The following is a 203-nucleotide window of genomic DNA, read 5'->3' as shown; positions in this document are numbered from 1 at the left end:
TTATCACGAAAGCAAAGACGGGCTAAAAAGGAACACCGTTCCTTACGCACAAGTAAGAATTATCAGAAACAACGTTTAGTAGTAGCTAAGTTACATGCTAAAGTTAGACGGCAAAGAGAAAACTTTCTCAATAGAGTCTCAATTACACTTATCAATAACCACGATTTGGTAATTGCAGAAAATCTTCGGGGGAAGAATATGTT

At 36.5% G+C, this 203-nt stretch carries 1 protein-coding gene; it reads left to right on the top strand.

Features of this window, described 5'->3' with window-relative positions; all coding sequences use genetic code 11:
* The coding region (locus tag FC36_RS06365; RefSeq protein WP_156409527.1) for a transposase at positions 1–203 on the top strand (203 nt) is incomplete at both ends.

The sequence above is a fragment of the Ligilactobacillus equi DSM 15833 = JCM 10991 genome, from assembly GCF_001435735.1.
Taxonomy (GTDB): domain Bacteria; phylum Bacillota; class Bacilli; order Lactobacillales; family Lactobacillaceae; genus Ligilactobacillus; species Ligilactobacillus equi.
This window is presented reverse-complemented; position numbering and strand designations above follow the sequence as displayed.